At 63.7% G+C, this 17,685-nt stretch carries 16 protein-coding genes and 1 pseudogene; 13 read left to right on the top strand and 4 right to left on the bottom strand.

The window, feature by feature from the left end; all coding sequences use genetic code 11:
* Positions 1–5 precede the first annotated feature (5 nt).
* Both Clow_RS07360 and Clow_RS07355 read left to right on the top strand, forming a co-directional pair.
* Entirely contained in the window at positions 6–839 is an 834-nt protein-coding gene (locus Clow_RS07360) for an amidohydrolase family protein (protein ID WP_055178145.1), read from the top strand.
* A 3-nt stretch (positions 840–842) separates the two neighbouring features.
* Positions 843–1,493 carry a TetR/AcrR family transcriptional regulator gene (locus Clow_RS07355; protein ID WP_055178144.1) on the top strand — a complete coding sequence of 217 codons (651 nt, stop codon included), beginning with the start codon at positions 843–845 and terminating at the stop codon, positions 1,491–1,493.
* A 97-nt stretch (positions 1,494–1,590) separates the two neighbouring features.
* On the opposite strand, the gene groL is transcribed toward Clow_RS07355, so the two are convergent.
* On the bottom strand, positions 1,591–3,234 hold the full coding sequence (groL, locus tag Clow_RS07350) for a chaperonin GroEL (RefSeq protein WP_055178143.1): 1,644 nt from the start codon (positions 3,232–3,234) through the stop codon (positions 1,591–1,593).
* A gap of 204 nt (positions 3,235–3,438) precedes the next feature.
* Here groL and Clow_RS07345 point away from each other — a divergent pair, with 204 nt between their 5' ends.
* The 10 genes and pseudogenes from Clow_RS07345 (at position 3,439) to Clow_RS07300 (ending at position 14,750) form a co-directional block, all read left to right on the top strand.
* Entirely contained in the window at positions 3,439–4,794 is a 1,356-nt protein-coding gene (locus tag Clow_RS07345; RefSeq protein ID WP_055178142.1) for a dipeptidase, read from the top strand.
* A gap of 204 nt (positions 4,795–4,998) precedes the next feature.
* A complete protein-coding gene (locus Clow_RS07340) occupies positions 4,999–5,481 on the top strand; it encodes a hypothetical protein (RefSeq protein WP_055178141.1) in 483 nt (160 codons plus the stop codon).
* Between the two features lie 10 nt (positions 5,482–5,491).
* Positions 5,492–6,235, top strand: a complete 744-nt coding sequence (locus tag Clow_RS07335; RefSeq protein ID WP_082418591.1) for an alpha/beta hydrolase — start codon at positions 5,492–5,494, stop codon at positions 6,233–6,235.
* A 310-nt stretch (positions 6,236–6,545) separates the two neighbouring features.
* Positions 6,546–9,482, top strand: a pseudogene (locus Clow_RS07330) (Na+/H+ antiporter subunit A).
* Between the two features lie 2 nt (positions 9,483–9,484).
* Positions 9,485–9,976 carry a Na(+)/H(+) antiporter subunit C gene (locus Clow_RS07325; protein ID WP_055178139.1) on the top strand — a complete coding sequence of 164 codons (492 nt, stop codon included), beginning with the start codon at positions 9,485–9,487 and terminating at the stop codon, positions 9,974–9,976.
* Positions 9,969–11,747 (top strand): Na+/H+ antiporter subunit D, encoded by a 1,779-nt coding sequence (locus Clow_RS07320; protein WP_055178138.1) that lies wholly within the window; start codon positions 9,969–9,971, stop codon positions 11,745–11,747. The genes Clow_RS07325 and Clow_RS07320 overlap by 8 nt, the downstream gene beginning before the upstream one ends.
* A complete protein-coding gene (locus Clow_RS07315) occupies positions 11,748–12,257 on the top strand; it encodes a Na+/H+ antiporter subunit E (RefSeq protein ID WP_055178137.1) in 510 nt (169 codons plus the stop codon).
* 3 nt (positions 12,258–12,260) lie between these two features.
* Complete coding sequence (locus Clow_RS07310) at positions 12,261–12,536, top strand: monovalent cation/H+ antiporter complex subunit F (RefSeq protein WP_055178136.1); 276 nt, start codon at positions 12,261–12,263, stop codon at positions 12,534–12,536.
* A gap of 1 nt (position 12,537) precedes the next feature.
* Positions 12,538–12,921: a monovalent cation/H(+) antiporter subunit G gene (locus Clow_RS07305; RefSeq protein WP_055178135.1), complete on the top strand. Its 384-nt coding sequence runs from the start codon at positions 12,538–12,540 to the stop codon at positions 12,919–12,921.
* Positions 12,922–13,037: 116 nt separating this feature from the next.
* Positions 13,038–14,750, top strand: coding sequence for an ATP-binding protein (locus tag Clow_RS07300; RefSeq protein WP_055178134.1), 1,713 nt, complete (start codon positions 13,038–13,040; stop codon positions 14,748–14,750).
* Here the strand turns inward: Clow_RS07300 and Clow_RS07295 are convergent.
* From Clow_RS07295 to Clow_RS07285, 3 genes are read right to left on the bottom strand one after another with little or no spacing between them, the layout of a single operon-like run.
* On the bottom strand, positions 14,736–15,866 hold the full coding sequence (locus Clow_RS07295; RefSeq protein WP_055178133.1) for a glutamate--cysteine ligase: 1,131 nt from the start codon (positions 15,864–15,866) through the stop codon (positions 14,736–14,738). The two genes, Clow_RS07300 and Clow_RS07295, sit on opposite strands and share 15 nt — an antisense overlap.
* Positions 15,867–15,917: 51 nt before the next feature.
* The gene (locus Clow_RS07290) at positions 15,918–16,796 is read right to left on the bottom strand and encodes a LytR C-terminal domain-containing protein (RefSeq protein WP_156334757.1); all 879 of its coding nucleotides are present in this window, start codon (positions 16,794–16,796) and stop codon (positions 15,918–15,920) included.
* Positions 16,797–16,829: 33 nt separating this feature from the next.
* Positions 16,830–17,051 (bottom strand): DUF3263 domain-containing protein, encoded by a 222-nt coding sequence (locus Clow_RS07285; RefSeq protein WP_245625727.1) that lies wholly within the window; start codon positions 17,049–17,051, stop codon positions 16,830–16,832.
* Positions 17,052–17,067: 16 nt separating this feature from the next.
* Here Clow_RS07285 and Clow_RS07280 point away from each other — a divergent pair, with 16 nt between their 5' ends.
* Entirely contained in the window at positions 17,068–17,682 is a 615-nt protein-coding gene (locus tag Clow_RS07280; RefSeq protein ID WP_055178130.1) for a peptide deformylase, read from the top strand.
* The last annotated feature ends 3 nt before the right edge of the window (positions 17,683–17,685 follow it).

Raw genomic sequence — 17,685 nt, 5'->3', positions numbered from 1 at the left:
TGCCCATGCTTATCACCGACGCCCACATTCACCTCTGGGAAAACGACCAAGCCCCGGCCCATCATCGCGGCCCGCTGCGCATTGACGAGGCGTTGGCCATGATGGACGCCGCCGGGATTGATCGCGCCGTCAATTGCCCCGCGATCTGGGACGATCAGGCTAACGACTACGCGGCGCAGGCCGCCAGCGCGCACCCCGAGCGCTTTGCCACCCTGGGATGGTTTCCCCTGGACGATAAGGCTGGCCCGGAGCGCGTCGAAAGCACTCTGAGCAAACCCGGAGTATTGGGGCTGCGCTTTGTGCTCTATTCCTCGCGCGGGGGCGCGGCTCTTGAATCCGGGGCGCTCGATTGTCTCTGGGAGATCGCTCATCGGCGGGGCCTCCCCGTGGCCTTGATGGTCATGCCGGAACACCTCGGAGCCGTCGAGCGCATTGCGGAGCGCTATCCGAATATGCGGCTCATGCTCGATCACCTGTGCATTGGCCCGCACCTCACCCTACCGCGCGCGGCGGAACACCTGGACGGGCTGCTTCGCCTGGCGCGTTTTCCGAACGTGGCGGTCAAGGCCACGGGGGTTCCCAGCATGGCCACGGATGCTTACCCTTTTCGCAGCACGCACCTCATACTGCGCCGCACCGTGGAGGCCTTTGGTCCGCAGCGCACCTTCTGGGGCACGGACATCACGCGCTTGCACTGTTCCTGGGCAGAAGCCCTGGACATGATGAGGGAACTGCCGTGGCTCAGCGCCGATGACCTAGAGTTTGTACTGGGCCGGGGAATCTCGCAGTGGATCGGCTGGCCCGAACCCACAACCGCCAGCACAGCAGGAGAAACGTAATCCATGAGCACCCAGCGCAAAGGCCCCGGCCGCCCGCCCGTGCCGCAGGAGAAAATCCTGCTCACCGCGCTAGAGATCATTGATGAGCAGGGGGCCGAAGCACTATCCCTGCGCAACCTGGCCGATCGCCTTTCATCAAGCACCTCCACGCTGTATCGGCGCGTCTCCGGGCGCGGCGAACTCCTCGGCATGGTCATTGAGCACCTGCTAGGTCAGGCCTTGGAACAGGCGCAACCCAGCGCGGAGTTGCCCTGGGAGGAGGCATGCCGGGGAGTGCTCACCGCGATCTTTGAGACCTTCTATCAGCACCGTCACGCCGCGCGCCTGCTCATCGATACGATTCCCACCGGACACAAGGGCATGGCCCTGCGGGAATTGCTGCTCGATATTTTGCTGCGCGCGGGTTTCCCCCCGGACTATGCGGCCTACGCTATGGCCACGCTCGCGCGCTACACCATTGGCTTTGCCATGCAGATGCCCACCGCCCAGGAGGATTCCGCCGCCGCTGGCACCACCCTGCGCGAGGTCGATCCCGCGGCCTTCCCCCGCATTGCCGCCACCGCACGCATGCTCCCCCTGCCCCTGGATAGGGAGTTCCACACCGGGCTTGACCTGCTGCTCAAGGGGCTGCGCGCCGATCTAGCGGCGCAATAAGAGCGCAAAAAAGAGCCCCCAGTGGCTGTTTTTCAACACAGCACCGGGGGCTCTTCTTTGCCAGCGCCAGATTCATCGGCACTAAAAGCGAGGGGGCTTAGAAGCCGCCCATGCCCGCCATCTCATCGGCACCGGGGGCGGCGGCGGAAGCCGGCTGCGGCTTATCGGCCACCACGGCCTCGGTGGTGAGGAAGAGCGCGGCGATGGAGGCCGCGTTCTGAAGGGCGGAGCGGGTCACCTTCACCGGGTCATTGATGCCAGCGGCCATGAGGTCGATGTACTCGCCGGTAGCGGCGTTCAGGCCCTCGCCGGCGGGCAGGCCAGCAACCTTATCGGCCACCACGCCGGGCTCCAGGCCGGCGTTGAAGGCGATCTGCTTGAGCGGGGCGGACAGCGCCTCGCGCACGATCTTCACGCCGGTGCCCTCGTCACCCCTGAGGTCAAGGTCACCGTCGAGCACGTGGGCGGCCTGCAAGAGAGCCACGCCGCCACCTGCCACGATGCCCTCGTCCACGGCGGCCTTGGCGTTGCGCACGGCGTCCTCGATGCGGTGCTTGCGCTCCTTAAGCTCCACCTCGGTAGCGGCGCCCACCTTGAGCACGGCCACGCCACCGGCGAGCTTCGCCAGGCGCTCCTGGAGCTTCTCGCGGTCGTAGTCGGAATCGGAGTTCTCGATCTCGGCGCGGATCTGCTTCACGCGGCCCTCGATCTGCTCGGAGGAGCCAGCGCCCTGCACGATGGTGGTCTCGTCCTTGGTCACCACGACCTTGCGGGCGGTGCCCAGCAGCGGCAGGTCCGCGGTCTCCAGGGAGAGGCCCACCTCCTCGGAGATAACCTGGCCGCCGGTGAGGATGGCGATGTCCTGGAGCTGAGCCTTGCGGCGGTCACCAAAGCCGGGGGCCTTCACGGCCACGGACTTGAAGGTGCCGCGGATCTTGTTCACCACGAGGGTGGACAGGGCCTCGCCCTCGACGTCCTCGGCCACGATGAGCAGCGGCTTGCCGGACTGCATGACCTTCTCCAGCAGCGGGAGCAGGTCCTTGATGTTGGAGATCTTGGAGGAAACCAGCAGGATGTACGGGTCCTCCAGCACGGCCTCCTGACGCTCCATGTCGGTGGCAAAGTAACCGGAGATGTAGCCCTTATCAAAGCGCATACCCTCGGTGACTTCCAGCTCCACGCCGAAGGTGTTGGACTCCTCCACGGTAATCACGGAATCCTTGTTCACCTGGCCATTGCCCACGGCGTACATGGCCTTGGCGATCTGCTTGCCAATCTCAGGGTCGGCGGCGGAGATACCGGCGGTAGCGGCGATCTGCTCCTCGGTCTCTACTTCCTTGGCGGAGGCCAGCAGCTTCTCCGTCACCGCGCCCACGGCCTTCTCAATACCGCGCTTAATGCCCATCGGGTTGGAGCCCGCAGCCACGTTACGCAGACCCTCCTTGACCAGGGCCTGCGCCAGCACGGTGGCGGTGGTGGTGCCGTCGCCCGCTACGTCATCGGTCTTTTTGGCTACTTCCTTGACCAGCTCGGCGCCGATCTTCTCATAAGGATCTTCCAGCTCGATCTCACGAGCGATGGAAACACCGTCGTTGGTGATGGTCGGCGCGCCCCAGGACTTCTCCAGGACAACGTTGCGGCCCTTGGGGCCCAGGGTGACCTTCACGGCGTCGGCAAGCGTGTTGAGGCCCTTTTCCAGCCCGCGGCGGGCTTCCTCATCGAAAGCGATGATCTTAGACATGCGGTTACTCCTTAACGCGTTTTATTAGGGACGACACCCTCGTCAACACATCTCGGCGGGCGCCCGCGACGGCACGGATGGTGAGTGTGTTCCACCCTCACCCGGGGATGCGCTCTGTTTATTTCTGGCACTCACCAAGCGGAAGTGCTAGATCCCGTTTTAGCAGTCTGCCCCCGCGAGTGCAAGGGCGTTAGGCTGGGGGCCATGATTAATACAGAAGCCGTCCGCAGCAGCGTCCTGGGCGATCGCGCCACCATCTTCCGCCAACTCAGCGAGATCGTTTCCTTCCACTCCGTGCATGGCGATCCCGAATTAGCCAAGCAGGCCGCCGGTGCCGCCTCCTGGGTCCACACAGCGCTCGAAGAAGCCGGGCTCGACGTCGAGGCCATCACCACCGCCGATGGTTCCGTGGCCCTCATCGGTACTCGGAAGCCCGCCGAGGGGCAGCCCACCGTACTGCTCTATTGCCACCACGACGTCGTTCCCGCGGGCGATCCCGCCGCCTGGACCAACGACCCCTGCACGCTGACCGAGCGCGAGGGGCGCTGGTACGGACGCGGCGCGGCGGACTGCAAGGGCAACCTCGTCATGCACCTGGCCGCCCTGCGCGCCGTGGCCGCCGCCGGAGGCAGCGGCGTGGGCATCACCGTGGTAGTCGAAGGCTCCGAGGAAAAGGGCGGCGAGGGGCTGGACACCCTCATCGAGGAGCGCCCCGAGCTCTTTGCCGCCGACGCCATCATGATCGCTGATACCGGCAACGCCGCCGTGGGCACGCCGACACTCACGACGTCGCTACGCGGCGGCGCACAGCTAACCGTCACCGTGCGCACCCTGGAAGCCCCCGTACACTCCGGCCTCTTTGGCGGGGCTGCTCCCGACGCCGCCTTTGCCCTACTGCGCACGCTGAACTCCCTGCGCGATGTAGACGGCCGCACCGTCATCGAGGGCGTGGATACCTCCGCTCGATGGGAGGGGGAGCCCTATACGCCTAAGGACTTCCGCAAAGATGCCGGGGTGCTCGACGGGGTGCGGCTCAGCGGCAGCGATCTCGACGCCCCCGCGGACTTCCTGTGGACCCGCCCCGCCATCAGCATCACCGGCCTGACCTCCACCCCGGTGGATAAGGCCGTCAATGCCGTGGCCCCCGTGGCCCAGGCCAAGCTCAACCTGCGCGTGCCCGCCGCGATGTCCGCCGCCGATACCGCCAACGCCCTGGCCGAGCACCTGCGTAACCACGTGCCCTGGGACGCGCACATCGAGGTGGAGATTGACGACGTGAACGACGGTTTTGCCACCGACGTCCACGCTCCCGCACTGAGCCTGCTGCGCGAATGTCTGGCGGAGGCCTACGGCACCGAGCACTCCGCCACGCTGGGCTCCGGCGGCTCCATTCCGCTGACCACCAAGCTGCACGAGGCGCACCCCCAGGCGGAGATCGCGCTCTTTGGCGTGGAGGAGCCGCAGTGCCTCATCCACTCCGCCGATGAGTCCGTAGACCCCACGGAAATCGAGCACATCGCCATCGCGGAGGCGCTGTTCTTGTTGCGCTACGCACAGTAGCGCTTGCAACCCCGCACAACATGATGTAAGTTGTGCCACATGCTTCGCATCAACGTATCTCTTCAGCGAGTAGCCAAGGCTACGTACCCCAGTGCGGGATAGGGACTGACCCCCGCACCTGGGGAAGTAGTCGTTAATCCACCCGCACCTTGAAGAGAGTCGGTCCACCCCCATCAATCCCCTCCCGGATAGGACCGAACTCCGATGCGTACCCTCCACCTTTCTTCCACCCAGACCACCGATCCCTTCCAGCGCCGCTACGGCCTGAACCTGCTGCCGCGCGGCCTGCGCGAGGAATCGACTGGAATGAGCTGGAATCTCTTTCGCGCCACCTACAACCCCACCCCGGAATTGGCCATCACCTCGCTGAGCGAGACCAAGCTCAACTACCGCGAGTTCCGCTACACGCTCACCACCACGCGCCATTCCAAGACGCACCCGCCGCAGCGCGGTACCCACGCCATCACCGCCTCCGGCCCGGCGGGGGCCTGCTCCACGCTACTGGCCCAGGAGGGCTATCCGGTGGAGATTCTGTGCTTCCACCAGCACTCGCTTTTTGAGGCCACCGCCACCTTCATCCTGGGCCACCACGGCAGCCGCACCGAGTGGGCGGTGGGGCTGGGCGCCACCCCGGAGTCCTCCCTGGCACAGGCGCTGAGCTGCGCGGCGGCACGCCTGCACATGTAGTGTCGCCCCCATGACACAAACCATCGTTTTTGTTCATGGTTTTATGACCACCGGAGATACCTTCTCCGAGTGGGTCACCTTCTTTGAACAGCGCGGATACACCTGCCACGCCCCCACCTGGGTGGGGCACACCCACAACGACGCCCCGGAGGAGCGCGCAAAGATCACCCTGAGCGATGTGCTCAAGGGCTATACCGAGCTCATCGACTCCCTGCCGGAAAAGCCCATCCTCATCGGCCACTCCCTCGGCGGGGTCATCGTGCAAAAGCTCCTGGAACAGGGCTACGGCAGCATGGCGGTGTGCCTCACCAGCGGGCCACCCAAGGGGATTGCGGCCTTTAATAAGGACTGGCTGGTCTCTAACGGCCAGATGCTCAACCCCCTGGATAAGAAGCCCCTGGTTCTCATGCCGCCCACCTGGTACCACAAGTACGTGACCAATGAGATGAGCTACGAGGAGACCGTGGCCTTCATGGATCAGCACTGCATCGAATCCAGCAAACTCGTGGCCAAGTCCATCGGAGAGGATGGGGTTATCGACTTCACCAAGCCCCATCCCCCGATTCTTTTCATCGCCGGCTCCAAGGACCGCTCCCAGCCCGCCATCATCAACCAAAAGAATCACCAGGCCTATACGGATGCCGGCAGCGTGTGCGATTACGAGGAGTTCGCCGGGCGCACGCACAACATCGTGCGCCAAACAGGTTGGGAAGAAGTGGCCGGGTTCATCCAGGAATGGATCACCCGCCACTAGTCTCCGCTACCTCTCCCCTATGCGCGTCCTATGTGCAGCACAGCGAGCATCCGGCTACCGCGCTGCTACCGCCCGGCATGATTAATAGGTAGACTCTACGTTGTTGGCCGCACCCATAGATGCCGCTGTTATACGAGGTTGCCTCCTATCAGTGCACCGCGTTACCGCCCAGCGCGTTCGACCATCATCACTTTGAGGGGTACACAGCGCACCCGTATTTCGAATGTGCTGGTAGTGCAGTAACGGGCAGATGAAGGGGCGCCCACCTTTGCCCTTGCCCGCTCACAGCACAAAGGAGAGCGACCACCACGTGTTAGTTATACTGGGCGCCCTCACCCTCGCCTCTGTCCTCGCCCCACCGCTCATTAGGGCTTTGGGCCGCCCCGCCTTTGGTCTCCTTGCCCTCGTGCCCCTCGCCGGTTTCGCGTGGGTGCTCAAGCAATTCCTCAGCGGCCCCCTCAGCCGGGGCGAAACCCTCGTTTCCCATACCGGCTGGCTTTCCTCGCTCAACATGAACATCGTGTTCCGCATGGATGGCCTGGCCGGTATTTTTAGCCTCATCGTGCTAGGGGTGGGGGCCCTCGTTCTGCTCTATTGCTGGGGCTATTTTGATTCCAACCCGCGCCGCTTAGCCCTCTTCGGCTCGCAGATGGTGGCCTTTTCTATGGTCATGTTCGGGTTGGTCACCGCCGATAGCTTCCTGCTCATGTACATCTTCTGGGAGATCACCTCGGTGCTCTCCTTCCTGCTGGTCGGCTATTACGGGGAGCGCGCCTCTTCCCGCCGCTCGGCGGGCCAGGCGCTCATGGTCACCACCCTGGGCGGGCTGTGCATGTTGGTGGGTTTCCTTCTGCTGGGCCAGTCCTCGGGGGTGTGGTACTTCTCCGATCTGGGCTCGGTGCCCGATCTCACCGCGGTGCCTCATATCACCATCGCCATCATCTTGATTCTGGCGGGTGCGCTCTCCAAGTCCGCCATCGCCCCGGCGCACTTCTGGCTTCCCGGCGCGATGGCCGCCCCCACGCCGGTATCGGCCTATTTGCACTCCGCCGCGATGGTCAAGGCCGGCATTTATCTGGTGGCGCGCCTGGCCCCGGATATGCACGTGGTGCAAACGTGGCATTTGGTGATTATCCCGGTGGGTATCTTCACCATGCTGATGTCCGGCTGGGTGGCGCTGCGGCAAAAGGACCTCAAGCTCATTCTGGCTTATGGCACGGTTTCCCAATTGGGCTTCATCATGGCGGTGGTTTCCGTGGGTTCCCGCGAGGCTACGATGGCCGGCCTGGCGCTGACCTGTGCACACTCCCTGTTCAAGGCCACCTTGTTCATGGTGGTGGGCGCCATTGACCACACCACGGGCACCCGCAATACCCAGGAACTCTCCGGGCTGTGGCGCAAGCAGCCCTATATCTTTGCCATCGCGGTCTTAGCGGCGGCCTCGATGGCCGGTATCCCTCCGCTCTTCGGCTTCGTGGCCAAGGAAGCCGCGTTGGAGGCCATCTTGCATGAGGAACTTCTGGTGGGCATGCCCGGCCAGCTCATGCTCTTAGGGATGGTGCTCGGTTCCGTCCTGACGATGACCTACAGTTGCTTCTTCCTCTACGGCGCCTTTGCTACCAAGCCTCACCAGCACCTCAGCGGTGGCGGCACCTCGCCCGCCGTGGCGGCCATGCACTCCATTGGCCCCAAGCTCTATGCCGCACCCACCATTCTCATGGCGCTCACCATCGCGTTGGGTCTATACCCCTCGCTCATCGGTGATTTCATTGATGAATACTTGGACGCCGCCTTCCCCGTTCCGGAGGGTGAATACGTGGCACACCTCGCGCTGTGGCACGGCTTCGGCGTACCGCTGCTGCTCTCCACGATCATCGTGGGCCTGGGGGCCATCCTCTTCTGGCAGCGTCACCTGCTGCGGCACTTCCAGCTGGAAGAGCCCGCGCTGGGCAACGCCAATGATGCTTACGACGCCGTCTTGGACTTCTTCCGCCGCATCTCGTTGCGGCTCACCGCCTCCACGCAGCGCGGTTCCCTCATGGTGAACCTCGGAATCATCTTCGTCGTTCTCACCCTGCTGCCCCTCACCGCGCTGATTATGGGAGAGCGCAATGACATCCGCATGGAGCTCTGGGGCACCCCGTGGCAGGCGGTGCTGGCCTCCATCATCGTGGTCATGGCCATTGGTGCCACGCTCACGCATAATCGCCTCTCGGGCGTCATCATGGTGGGTGTGACCGGCTACAGCCTGGCGATGATCTTCGCCCTGCATGGCGCGCCCGATCTCGCCCTTACTCAGGTGCTGGTGGAAACCATCGTCATGGTGATCTTCATGCTGGTGCTGCGTAAACTCCCCGCGCATACGGAATGGCGCGGTAACCCCAAGGGCAACCGCAACCGAGCCTGGCTTTCCATCGCCGTGGGTCTTTCCATCACCATCATCTCGCTTTTTGCCATCAACGCCCGGCAGGAGACGTCGATAGCCCAATACATCCCGGATCTGGCCTATGAGATTGGGCATGGGGCCAACGCTGTGAATGTGCTGTTGGTGGACATCCGCGCCTGGGATACCCTGGGCGAAATATCCGTGCTCGTCATCGCGGCCACGGGCGTGGCCTCCCTGATTTACGGCACGCGCTCCTTTGCTCGCGCCTCGCGCAGGCCCACCCTGGGTGCGGTGGGAAGGCGCTGGCTTTCCGCAGAAATTGACTCGGAGAAGGCCCAGAACCGTTCCCTCATGGTGGACGTGATTACCCGCGTGGCTTTCCCCTCCATGATCGTGCTCTCCATGTACTTCTTCTTCGTGGGCCACAACGCCCCCGGCGGCGGCTTCGCCGGTGGCCTCGTGGCGGCCCTCGCGCTGAGCCTGCGCTACCTGGCAGGCGGGTAACCGCAGCTAGAGGCGGCGCTGCCCATCGACGCCGGGCGCCTCCTGGGTTCCGGCCTGCTGCTCTCCGCCTTCGCAGCGATCTGGCCGATGTTCCTGGGCCGCCCGCCGCTGACCACCGAGGTATGGGATCTTCACGTTCCCCTCGTGGGCGAGATGCACCTGCCCTCCGCCTTGCTTTTCGACGCCGGGGTGTACCTCATCGTGATCGGCCTCATCATGCACATCTTGACCTCCCTGGGCGGGCAGATCGACCAGGACGAGGCCGCCCGCCGCCAGCGCGCGCGTGACCGCGCCCGCTCGATGGCGCGTCGCAAGCCTGCGGCCGCCGCCTCTGCCACCGGAAAGGAGAATCGCTGAGAATGGTTGCTAATCTCTTCCTGCTCATCGCGGCAGGCACGCTCATCTCCGCCGGGGTGTACCTGGTACTAGATCGCGCGATGACGAAAATGATGCTGGGCCTCATGCTCATCGGCAATGGGGTGAACCTGCTCATTCTTCAGGCCGGGGGTGCCGCGGGCTCCCCGCCCATCATTGGCCGCGAATCGGAATTGCACGGGGAACAGATTGCCGACCCCCTGGCTCAGGGCATGATCCTCACGGCCATCGTGATTTCTATGGCGATGGTGGCCTTTATCCTCACCCTGGCCTACCGCCAGTACCGCTACCGCGCGGCCGACGTGATCGAGGACGATAGCGAGGATGCCGCGATCGTCGCGCGCCCCACCGTGGCCTCGGCGGCCCCGGATCACGACGCCTCGAATGATCCCGCCACCGGCCGCATGACCTCCGAGGGCGATAGCTTTGGCCTGCGTTCCTTTGAGTCTCCGGTGAAGGGGGAGGAAGATGACTGATTTCGCCTCGCACCTCTCCCCCGCCATGCCCTACCTCATCGCCGTGCCCATCCTGGCTCCGGCGGTGGCGGCGGCCTTGACCCTCGTGCTCGTTCGTTTCGCCCCCATACAGCGCCTGGTGGCCTTCTTCTCCCTACTGGGCACCATCACCGTTTCCGCCCTCATGGTGCTGGTGGTGGACCAGGAGGGCACGCACACCCTCCAGATCGGCGGTTGGGATTCCCCCGTGGGTATCACCCTGGTGGCCGATCGCCTCTCCACCCTCATGCTCAGTGTTTCCGGCCTCGTCCTCTTTGCCGTGATGTGGTACGCGATTGCCCAGGGTGTGCGTGATGGCAGCGAGGAGGACCCCGTGGCGGTGTTCCTCCCCACCTACCTGCTGCTCTCGATGGGAATTAACATTTCCTTCCTGGCCGGGGATCTCTTCAACCTCTACGTGGGCTTCGAGGTATTCCTCGTAGCCTCCTACGTGCTGCTCACCCTGGGTGGTTCGGCCTCCCGCGTGCGCGCGGGCGTGGGCTACGTGATGGTCTCGATGGTCTCTTCCATGATCTTCCTCTTCGGGCTCGCCCTGGTGTACGCCTCCGTGGGCACCCTGAATATGGCGCAGATCGGCATGCGCATGGAGGACATTCCCTCGGGTACCAGGGCGGCGATTTTTGCGGTGTTGCTGGTGGCCTTCGGCATTAAGGCCGCCGTATTCCCCCTCGATGCCTGGCTTCCCGATTCCTACCCCACCGCGCCTTCCCTGGTGACCGCTGTGTTCGCGGGCCTGCTGACCAAGGTGGGTGTGTATTCCATCATCCGCGCCCAAACGGTGATCTTCACCGATGGTTCGCTCAATACCCTGCTGCTGTGGGTGGCCCTAGCCACCATGCTCGTGGGTATCTTGGGCGCGATGGCGCAGAGTGATATTAAGCGCCTGCTCTCCTTCACGCTGGTGAGCCACATCGGCTACATGATCTTCGGCCTCGCCCTGGGCACCGCCCAAGGCCTTTCCGGCGCGATCTTCTACGCCATTCACCACATTTTGGTGCAAACGGCCCTCTTCCTCGTGGTGGGACTCATCGAACGCCAGGCGGGCACCTCCTCGCTGCGCCGCCTGGGCTCGCTGCTCTACACCACACCGCTCATCGCCATCTTGTACTTCATTCCGGCCATTAACCTGGGCGGTATCCCACCCTTCTCCGGCTTCATCGGCAAGATCATGCTCATGCAGGCCGGCGCCGAGCGCGGAGATTTCATGGCCTGGCTGCTCATCGGCGGCGCAGTGGCTACCTCCCTGCTCACCCTCTACGTGATGGTGATTGTGTGGTCCAAGGGCTTCTGGCGCGACCGTAAGGATGCCCCCGAGGGCCACCTGGCGATGGCGCGGCCCGCCCCGCTGGTGGACGTCACCGATGAGGTGGAGATGACCGAGCGCGACGATGTGGGGCGCATACCCATCGGCATGGTGGAATCCACCGCGCTGCTGGTGGTGGCCTCCCTGGGGCTCACGGTCTTTGCCGGGCCACTAGTGGGCGTCGCTCAGCGGGCGGCGGAATCCGCCTCGGACGTGAGCATCTATCGCTCCGCCGTGCTCGGCAGCGACTACTCCAACCCCAGCCGCACCCTCGACCCCTCCGTACGCCTGGATGAGGGGCAGGATAGTTACGAAAGCCGCACGGCCAGTACCTCCGAGGCGGCTACTGCGGACGCGGGTGCAGCGCCTGCGGACCAGGATGCAGCGACAGAAACCGCAACCGCCACCGCGACCGAGGAGGAGCGCTAAATGTACCAAGGTGCACGCAATAGAATGCGCCCCCTCACCCTGCTGTGGATCACCCTGCTGTGGTGCGGCCTCATGGGCGAGGTCACATGGGCCAACGTGATCGCGGGCCTCCTTGTGGGCATGGGCGTGATTTTTACCCTGCCGCTGCCCCGGCTGCCCATCGCCCACCTCACCGTGGAGTGGAAGGCCCTCAATAAGTTCCTCTGGGCCTGGCTGGGTGAACTCTTTAGATCCAGCTTCAAGGTGGCCGCCCTGGCGCTGCGCCCGGAAAACCTGCCCAAAACCGCCATTATTAAGGCTCCCATGCGGGTGAATAATGAGTTCATTCTCAGCCTGGCCACCGGGTTATATAACCTGCAACCGGGCGGTTCCATTACCGATATTGATATTGCCAACCGCATGTGGACAATTCACCTCGTCAATGCCCCCACCCCCGAGGCAATCGAGAATGAGATAAGCAAGATTCGCTCCCTAGAGCAGAGCATGATCGACATTTTTGAGGGGAGATAACCAATGAATCCCGCTATTTACGATGCCATCTTGACCGTGGCGGCCATACTCTTTTGTGCTTCTTTTCTGCTCACGAGCTGGCGCATTCTCGCCGGACCCAATTCCCTCGACCGAGTGGTGGGGCTCGACGGCCTCGTGGCCATGATGCAATGCGCGCTCGCGGTATATATTTGCTGGACTTTGGATACCACGGTGTCCAACGCCATGCTCGTTATTGCACTCCTGGGATTCATCTCCTCGGTATCCGTGGCGCGCTTCCGCAAAAGGGACGGCTCTTAATATGAATATTCAACTCATCACCGACATTATCTCCCTCATCTTCATTCTGGTGGGCGCGGTGCTCTCCTTCGCCGGGTCCGTGGGATTGGTGCGCTTTGGCGATACGATGTCGCGTATTCACGCGGTGGCTAAACCCCAAACGGCGGGCCTGGTGCTCACCATCGTGGGGGCCATTATCCGCGTGGCGGGCAGCCCCCACCTGAGCGCCGGAGAACGCGGCGACATGGGAGTTTTGGTGCTCCTCATCGTCTTTTCCTTCCTCACCTCCCCCGTCACCGCGCAGCGCATCGGCCGCGTGGCCCGCCGTGAGGGGCTGTATGCGGAGAAGGATCGGATGTCGCGTAACGACGCCCCGGCGGACCGCTCCCTCAACAAGCGGCGGTAGGCGGTGTCGATAGAGCGGCGTCAGTGAATCCTCACTACATATACTGAGCCCCTCAGTGAAGAAAGTGAGGCCGTCACTGTATATAGTGAGCCCCTCAGTGAAGTACACTGAGGGGCATGGACTCCATCCTTCACGCTCATCTGCGTCGGCTACGCAGTCAAAAGTCCGATGATGACCAGGTAGAGGTAAAGGCATTAGCTCTGCCCGAGGGAAAAAGAACGTCTCCCGAGTTCAAGAGCGTGTGGGAAACCGTGAGCGCCTTCGCTAACACCAAGGGCGGGCTTCTTTTCCTGGGATTGAGCGAAGATACCGGCTTCACACCCACCCCCGGTTTCCGCCCCGGTGAGGTGATAGAGCAGATTCACCAAGGCCTTAATGCCTCCGACCCCGCCGGGCTCAAAGTACAGCCAGTTCCTCCTTATGAGGTCACCACCGAATACCTTGACGGCTCCCCCGTGGTCATCATGGTGGTGCAGCCACTGAGCGTTAATGGCCCCTGCTACGTCACCGCCAAGGGAGTAGCCCGAGGCAGCTACAAAAGGGTGTGGGAGGCGGATCGCCACCTCAGCCAACTGGAAATCTACGAGCTTCAACACCGCTTTGACCAACTAACTATTGACGCCACTCCCGTGCCCAATAGCAGCATTGAGGATTTGGACCCGGAGTTGCTTGAGTCTGTAAAAGGGCACCTTCGGGCCATAGGCAGCCGCGCACTCACCGGCGCCGAGAATCAATGGCTGCGCCGCCTCAATATCACCACCGACTCCGGCGAACTCACCCTCGCCGGGCTGCTGGCCCTAGGCACGTACCCGCAGCAGTACTTTCCTAAACTTCTCATTGACGTTGCGGTGCACCCCGGAATCAATAAAGGGGAAACCTCCAATGCACGCTTTCTCGATAGAAGGATATGCGACGGCAATCTCCTCGCCATGACGCAGGATTGCCTACACGCCATTCGGAAGAATCTGCGCGTGCGGCGGGTTATCTCCGGCACCCAGGGGCGAGACCTGCTGGAGATTCCCGAGGACGTCCTGCGCGAGGCCGTCGCCAATGCCATCATGCACCGGGAATACGCACCCGATGCTCAGGGCAGAGCAATTCACGTGGATATTTACCAGGACCGCGTGGAGATCATCAGCCCCGGTGGCTTTCCCGGCGCGAAGCCCTCTCATGCCGAGGCTCTGATGGACGGCATACCCGCCGCCAAGAATCGCCTGCTCACCCGCCTCTTGGCGGAGGTGCCGTGGCCGGGCGAAGGCGGTGGTGTGCTCGCGGAAAGTAATGGCTCCGGCATACCGCGCATGTTCTCCGCCATGCGGGAGGCTGGGCTGCCCACTCCGGAGTATCACGTGGACATCGCCCAAGTGCGGGTTGTTCTCAAGCGCTTTGGGCTCATGGACCCGGAGACCAATGAGTGGCTTACGGGTCTGCTCAGTGAGGGATATAGCACCACGGATGGGATAGCCCTCGTGCTCGCCCGCGACCTCGGCGCGGTGAACACGAAGGACATACGCATACAAACGGGGCAAGATAGCGACGACATTCGAGAACAGCTCACAGCGCTCAAAGAGAAAGGGCTACTCGTGGAAGTCTCCCCCGACCACTTCCGTCTGCCCGAGCCCAGCGATCACCTCAGCCCCGCCGAGCGGGAGATCGTGGCCGCACTCTCCCAGAACACCCCCATGACTAGTAAAGAGATCGCAGCCGCCACGCAGCGCTCCCTCGGCTCGCTGCGCCCCCTGCTCCGCGATCTGGTCGATAGCGGTTTCGTCCTCGCCACGGCCCCGCCCACGAGCCGCAACCGCGCCTACCTCCTACCCCGGCAGTAACCCATCCATCTCATCGCAGGCCGCCTTCACGGCGGGCACCCAGGATCCGGTCTCCTGGTAGAGAGCGCGCTGGCGGGCATAGCCCGCCCCGCGTTCCAGAATCTCACTCACCAGGGCCAGTTCCTCCGCGCAGCCCAGTTCCTCGGCCAGCGGCATGAGTTCTTCCACCAGGCCCGCGAGTTCATCGCGCACCCAGGCCTCATCGGTGGCCCGCGAGGTAATCACCAGGGCCTCCATGCCGTAGCGGGCGGCGCGCCACTTGTTCTCCGCCACGTGCCAGGGCTGCAAGGTGGGTAGCTCCTCGCCGCGCTCGTACATGCGGTCATAGTGCACCACGAGGCAGTGGGTAAGCGCCACCACGGCGGAGAGTTCACGCAGATTGGAGGTGGCGTCGGAGATGCGTACCTCGATGGTGCCCCACTTGGCGGCAGGGCGGACGTCGAAGTGCATGGAGCCGGTGTGGTTAATCACCCCGGATATGCCCTGATCGTGCATGTATTCTTCCCACTGCTGCCAGGAGCCGAATTGGTAGGGCATGCCGGCGGTGGGAAGCTGCTGGTAGAGCATGGTGCGGTTGGAGGCGTAGCCGGTATCCACGCCGTCCCAGCCGGGGGAGGAGGCCGTGAGTGCCAGCAGGTGTGGGTACTTGGTCATGATCGCGTTGATGATGGGCCACACCTTGTCCTCGTGGCTGATGCCCACGTGCACGTGTATCCCCCAAATGAGCATCTGCGAGCCCCAGTACTGGGTGCGCTCGATGATCTCGTTGTAGGTGCCTTTGACGGACACGGGGTTCTCGCGGAAGTCGGAGAAGGGGTGGGAGCCGGAGGACCACACGCGCAGGCCCAGGCTGGCGGCGGCCTCGCGCACGGCACTCAGGCCTTGTTCCAGCTCGGCTACGGCCTGGGGGGCGCTCTCGCATACCCCGGTGACCAGCTCCACCGTGTTTTGTAGGAACTCGCGTTCCAGGTGGATCTCGGGGTGTTCGCGCTCCACGATCTCTATGACCTCGGCGGCCTTGTGCGCAAGGTCATAGGTGGCGGGGTCGATCAACGCCACCTCCCATTCCACGCCCAGGGTGGGGTGCGGTGAGCGTTTAAAAGGAATCTCAGGCATAGCGGGCGCTTGCCTCCGTTTCAGGGTTGGGGAGGTGGACCTGAAAGCATCCTACCGGGTGGGGGCCGCCACAGCGCCAGCCAACACTACGGTGAGGTCACCCTGGCCCGCGGTGTTATCCGGGAGGTTCGGATCATAGGGGCGAGCGACGCCGCCCAGCTGCTCAGCCAATCGACGCGCGCGCTCCTCGCCACCGGGCTGGTAGAACACGGTGGTCTCATCGACCTTGTACTGCTCCTCGGGGAGGTTGCCCACCTGGCCGATCTGGTTGCCCTGGCCTTCGAGCTGGCGGGAAGTATTGGCCGCGAGGTCCTGCACGGTGGAGTTATTCAGCACGTTCACGCGGCCCGCCTGGGCGTTGTTCGCGTTGTTAGCGCCGTTGGCATTATCCGCATTGTTCGCAGCGGTATTGGCCGCCGCGTTATCGCCGGCGGGGCGCGCGGCCTCACCGGAGGCCGGGGCCGCAGCACTGGGAGCGGCCGCCGGATCGTTCGGGGCCGGAGCCGCAGGCGTGGTGGCCTGGTTATCGCCCACGACGCCGTTGACCTCATTGGGCCGCTGCTCGGTGGGTACCTGCTGCGGGGCACCCGTGACGGCGGGCTGCTGGCCCTGCTGCGCCGGGGCATTGGGCACGGCGGGCTGGGTCATCGGCGCGCTCGCCTCGGTGGAGGCCTCGGAGTTGGAGGAGGAATCATCATCGCTGCCACCCACCAGGGCCCACACGCCCCATATAGCCAGCAGAATAGCCACGGCTACCAGCACCATAGCCAGGCCGCGCAGGGGGATACCGCTGCCTTCTTCGGAATCCTCGGCGGCTTCTATCTCCGCGCCACCGGCGGCGCCAGCCGCACCCGCGGCATAAGCGTCGTCGTAGGAGTCCTCATAAGGCTCTTCGTCGTAGGAGGAGTAGCTATCTTGATCTTTATTCACATCAGACACACTAGCCACTTTACATATCAAAAATTACAATTTCCCGTGGGTCTCCCGGATTCTGCTCAATCTGCGCACCAGCAAGGGGTGCTCGGCCAGGGCCTCGGGGGCGTCGATAAGCAGGTTGAGGCGCTGGTAGTAGCGCACGGGGCTGATCCCCAGCTCCGCCCGAATAGCCTCCTCCCGCGCGCCGAGGGAGCGCGGGGCCCGTTCTGCGAAGTTCAGCAGGCGGGCGTCGAAGTCACTCAGGCTCATGCCTACACTGTATTTCATGACTGTGCGCCCCATTATGATCTACGGCGACCCGGTGCTGCATAACCCCACGCAGCCCGTACCCGCCCCCTACCGCGAGCACGAAGCCCTCATCGAGGACATGTTTGAGACGATGGAGGTGGCTCACGGTGTGGGGCTGGCCGCCAATCAGATCGGCCTGGGTTTACGCCTCTTTGTATATAACTGCCCCGACGATGAGGGCCACTGGCACCGCGGCTACGTGATTAACCCGCAGCTGGAAACCTCCGAGATTCCCACCACCATGCCCGCCGACGACGGCAGCGACGACGAGGGCTGCCTCTCCGTGCCCGGCGAGGGCTTCCCCACCGGACGCGCCCACTGGGCCAAGGTCACCGGGGTGGACCTGGACGGGAACCCCATCGAGGTGGAGGGCACCGGCTTCTTTGCCCGCTGCCTGCAACACGAGGTGGGGCACCTGGACGGTTACGTGTACACCGATACCCTCATCGGGCGCTACAAGCGCCAGGCCAAGAAGGCCATCAAGGCCCACGAATGGAATACCGCGGGCAATACCTGGATGCCCGGCGTGGACCCGGACCCCTTCGGTCACGATGATGCCTCTGCCGACGCCCCGGCTGGCGACACCGAGTAGCAC

Origin of the sequence: Corynebacterium lowii, assembly GCF_001412085.1 — a bacterium.
GTDB classification, from domain to species: Bacteria; Actinomycetota; Actinomycetes; order Mycobacteriales; family Mycobacteriaceae; genus Corynebacterium; species Corynebacterium lowii.
The sequence above is the reverse complement of the archived record's forward strand: the minus strand, read 5'-3'. Positions and strand labels throughout refer to the sequence as shown.

Excerpts from the sequence above, each read along its gene's own strand:
- Clow_RS07360 (WP_055178145.1), top strand. The coding sequence starts at position 6 with ATGCTTATCACCGACGCCCACATTCACCTCTGGGAAAACGACCAAGCC.
- Clow_RS07355 (WP_055178144.1), top strand. The coding sequence starts at position 843 with ATGAGCACCCAGCGCAAAGGCCCCGGCCGCCCGCCCGTGCCGCAGGAG.
- groL (WP_055178143.1), bottom strand. The coding sequence starts at position 3,234 with ATGTCTAAGATCATCGCTTTCGATGAGGAAGCCCGCCGCGGGCTGGAA.
- Clow_RS07345 (WP_055178142.1), top strand. The coding sequence starts at position 3,439 with ATGATTAATACAGAAGCCGTCCGCAGCAGCGTCCTGGGCGATCGCGCC.
- Clow_RS07340 (WP_055178141.1), top strand. The coding sequence starts at position 4,999 with ATGCGTACCCTCCACCTTTCTTCCACCCAGACCACCGATCCCTTCCAG.
- Clow_RS07335 (WP_082418591.1), top strand. The coding sequence starts at position 5,492 with ATGACACAAACCATCGTTTTTGTTCATGGTTTTATGACCACCGGAGAT.
- Clow_RS07325 (WP_055178139.1), top strand. The coding sequence starts at position 9,485 with ATGGTTGCTAATCTCTTCCTGCTCATCGCGGCAGGCACGCTCATCTCC.
- Clow_RS07320 (WP_055178138.1), top strand. The coding sequence starts at position 9,969 with ATGACTGATTTCGCCTCGCACCTCTCCCCCGCCATGCCCTACCTCATC.
- Clow_RS07315 (WP_055178137.1), top strand. The coding sequence starts at position 11,748 with ATGTACCAAGGTGCACGCAATAGAATGCGCCCCCTCACCCTGCTGTGG.
- Clow_RS07310 (WP_055178136.1), top strand. The coding sequence starts at position 12,261 with ATGAATCCCGCTATTTACGATGCCATCTTGACCGTGGCGGCCATACTC.
- Clow_RS07305 (WP_055178135.1), top strand. The coding sequence starts at position 12,538 with ATGAATATTCAACTCATCACCGACATTATCTCCCTCATCTTCATTCTG.
- Clow_RS07300 (WP_055178134.1), top strand. The coding sequence starts at position 13,038 with ATGGACTCCATCCTTCACGCTCATCTGCGTCGGCTACGCAGTCAAAAG.
- Clow_RS07295 (WP_055178133.1), bottom strand. The coding sequence starts at position 15,866 with ATGCCTGAGATTCCTTTTAAACGCTCACCGCACCCCACCCTGGGCGTG.
- Clow_RS07285 (WP_245625727.1), bottom strand. The coding sequence starts at position 17,051 with ATGAGCCTGAGTGACTTCGACGCCCGCCTGCTGAACTTCGCAGAACGG.
- Clow_RS07280 (WP_055178130.1), top strand. The coding sequence starts at position 17,068 with ATGACTGTGCGCCCCATTATGATCTACGGCGACCCGGTGCTGCATAAC.